This window comes from Streptomyces murinus, from assembly GCF_002154555.1.
GTDB lineage: Bacteria > Actinomycetota > Actinomycetes > Streptomycetales > Streptomycetaceae > Streptomyces > Streptomyces murinus.
Map to the genome: position 1 here is coordinate 1 of NZ_MUNF01000911.1, position 2,876 is coordinate 2,876.

Consider the following 2,876-nt stretch of genomic DNA (forward strand, 5'->3'; position numbering starts at 1 on the left):
GGCCTCTCCGCCGCCCCCACCGCCCGTGACCTGGCCCTCAGCCACGACACGCCGATCAGCGAACTCGAACCCGAGGAGGGCGGCGGAGAGGCCACCGCTGGGGCGGTCGCGCAGCAGCACCACGCGCGCGTGCAGCGCGGGCGCCTCCTCGACGCGGTCGCGGAAGAAGTCGTCCGGGTCGGCGCTGGCGGCGAGCGGGCCGGCCAGCAGGGCGCCGTGCGCGGCGAGTGCCTCGGGGAGTTCGGCGACGACGGCGGGGCGGCCGGCGAGTTCGGCGAGGGCGGCGGCGAAGCGGCGGCCCGCGGGGCCCGCGGAGGCGCCCTCGGTCCACACCACGGGGAGCGCGTCGGCGAGTTCGGCGGCGACGGTCTTGGCGGGGTTGCTGTAGGCCACGACGGCGGGGCCGCAGCGCTCGGCGATCCGGTCGAGGCGGTCGGCGACCTTCTCCAGGGCCTCGGGCGGGGCGGTGAGCAGGCCGATCCGGTCCAGGAGCGCGAGCAGCGGGGTCAGCAGGGCCCAGAAGACGCCGGGTGAGGACGCGGCGAGCGGTTCCTCATGGTCGTACGGCGCCGTCGCCATCGGTACGAACAGTGCGTGGCTGACGCCGGCGGCCTCGGCGAGGGGGGTGCCGGCCGGGGCGACGGCGACGACGGTGACGCCCCGGCGGTACGCCTGGTCGGCGAGGAGGGCGAGGCTGGGTTCGGTGCCGTCCGGGGTGGTGATCAGGAGGAGGTCGACCGAACCGGCCCAGCCGGGGAGTTCCCAGCGCAGGGCGCCCGCGGCGGGGGCGACGCCGGTGGGGGCGAGGCGGACCACGGGGCTGCCGGGTCCCGCCAGGGTGCCGAGGAGGTCGGCGGTGTGGGTGGCGGCGGCGCCGGGTCCCGCGATCAGTACGGCGCGGGGGCGGCCGTCGGGTTTGAGGTTGCCGACACCGGCCTCGGCGGCGTGCCGGGCGGCGGTACGGACGCGGGCGCCGGCCTCGGCGGCACCGCGCAGCAGGCCCCGGCGGTCGGCCTCGGCGAGGCCCTCCGGGCTGTCGAGCAGCGATTCGTCCAACATGGGCGGCAGCCTCCGATGGCCGGGGAGTGGCTACGACGATCTACGACGCTACGGGGTGCGGGGTGCGCGGTCTCCGACGGTACGGCGGTGTCCTCGCGGGTACGACGGGCCGGGCCGCGTCACTCGGGGCGGCGGGCCTCGTCCACGAGGAGGACCGGGATGCCGTCGCGGACCGGGTAGGCGAGACCGCAGTCCTGGCCGGTGCAGATCAGCTCGGCGTCCTGCTCCTTGAGGGGGGCGTGGCAGGCCGGGCAGGCGAGGATCTCCAGGAGGCCGGCTTCGAGCGGCATGGGGTGTGTCCCTTCGGGGGCGAGGTTTCTTGGACCGCTGGTCAGCGTACCGCTGTGGGGCGGGTGGGGCGGGGGTCGCGGTACCGCCCGCGCCCCGCTGGAGCCGACCGGGGTCAGGCCCGGATGATCGCCAGGGCCTCGTCGCGGATCTTGGCCATGGTGGGCTCGTCCTTCGCCTCGGCGTTCAGGCGCAGGAGGGGCTCGGTGTTGGAGGGGCGGACGTTGAACCACCAGTCGGGGGTGGAGACGGTGAGGCCGTCGAGGTCGTCCAGGGTGACGTCGGCGCGGCCCTCGTAGGCGGCGCGGATCGCGGCGAGGCGGGCGGACTGGTCGGCGACGGTGGAGTTGATCTCGCCGGAGCCCTGGTAGCGGTCGTACTGGGCGACGAGCGAGGACAGCGGGCCCTGCTGGCCGCCGAGGGCGGCGAGGACGTGCAGGGCGGCCAGCATGCCGGTGTCGGCGTTCCAGAAGTCCTTGAAGTAGTAGTGCGCGGAGTGCTCGCCGCCGAAGATCGCGCCGGTGCGGGCCATCTCGGCCTTGATGAAGGAGTGGCCGACCCGGGTGCGCACCGGGGTGCCGCCGTTCTCGCGGACGACCTCGGGGACCGTGCGGGAGGTGATCAGGTTGTGGATGATCATGCCTTCGCCGCCGTTGCGCGCCAGTTCGCGCGCGGCGACCAGGGCGGTGATCGCGGACGGGGAGACCGGGTCGCCGTTCTCGTCCACGACGAAGCAACGGTCGGCGTCGCCGTCGAAGGCGATGCCGAGGTCGGCGCCCTCCGCCGGGACCCGCTTCTGGAGGTCCACGAGGTTGGCCGGGTCGAGCGGGTTGGCCTCGTGGTTCGGGAAGGTGCCGTCCAGTTCGAAGTACATCGGCACGAGCGTCAGCGGCAGCCCGTCGAAGACCGTGGGCACCGTGTGGCCGCCCATGCCGTTGCCCGCGTCGACCACGACCTTCAGGGGGCGGATCGCGCTCAGGTCGACCAGTGCGCGCAGATGCGCCGCGTAGTCCTCCAGCGTCTCGCGCGAGGTGAGGGTGCCCGGCTCGGCGGCCGGCTCGGGGGCGCCCGACTCCAGCCACTTCTCGGCCAGTTCGCGGATCCGGGTGAGGCCGGTGTCCTGGCCGACGGGGGCGGCGCCGGCGCGGCACATCTTGATGCCGTTGTACTGGGCCGGGTTGTGCGAGGCGGTGAACATCGCGCCGGGCAGGTCCAGCGGGCCGCCGCGCCGCGCGCGAAGGCGCGGGACAGGCCGGGGGACGAGGGCCGCATGTCGTGGCCGACGACGATCGCCGACGCGTCCGTCACCTGCGCGAAGGCGGCGCCGAAGAGCCCGGCCAGTGTTTCGTCCCACTGGTCCGGGACCACTCCGCGTACGTCGTACGCCTTCACGATCTGCGACAGATCAGCAGTCACGGCCGGCCCTCCTGAAGTTCTCTGGACCCCCACAAACTACCCGTCCGCGGTAAGGGGGAGGTGTGCGGACACCGGCAGGGCGCGCGGTCGTCACCGGGAGGAGTGGCGGGGGC

The 2,876-nt window shown here is 74.7% G+C and carries 2 protein-coding genes and 1 pseudogene; all 3 read right to left on the reverse strand.

Annotated features, from left to right (window positions below):
* Positions 1-1,059 (reverse strand): SIS domain-containing protein (locus CCN72_RS36495; RefSeq protein WP_107430294.1); only part of this gene is annotated, 1,059 nt, incomplete at its 3' end.
* Between the two features lie 119 nt (positions 1,060-1,178).
* Positions 1,179-1,349, reverse strand: coding sequence for a Trm112 family protein (locus tag CCN72_RS36500; protein ID WP_007450268.1), 171 nt, complete (start codon positions 1,347-1,349; stop codon positions 1,179-1,181).
* A 113-nt stretch (positions 1,350-1,462) separates the two neighbouring features.
* Positions 1,463-2,763, reverse strand: a pseudogene (locus tag CCN72_RS36505) (phosphomannomutase/phosphoglucomutase).
* Positions 2,764-2,876: the final 113 nt, after the last annotated feature.

What these genes read in the sequence shown, in the direction of transcription:
- CCN72_RS36500 (WP_007450268.1), bottom strand. Translation starts at nt 1,349, where the DNA reads ATGCCGCTCGAAGCCGGCCTCCTGGAGATCCTCGCCTGCCCGGCCTGC.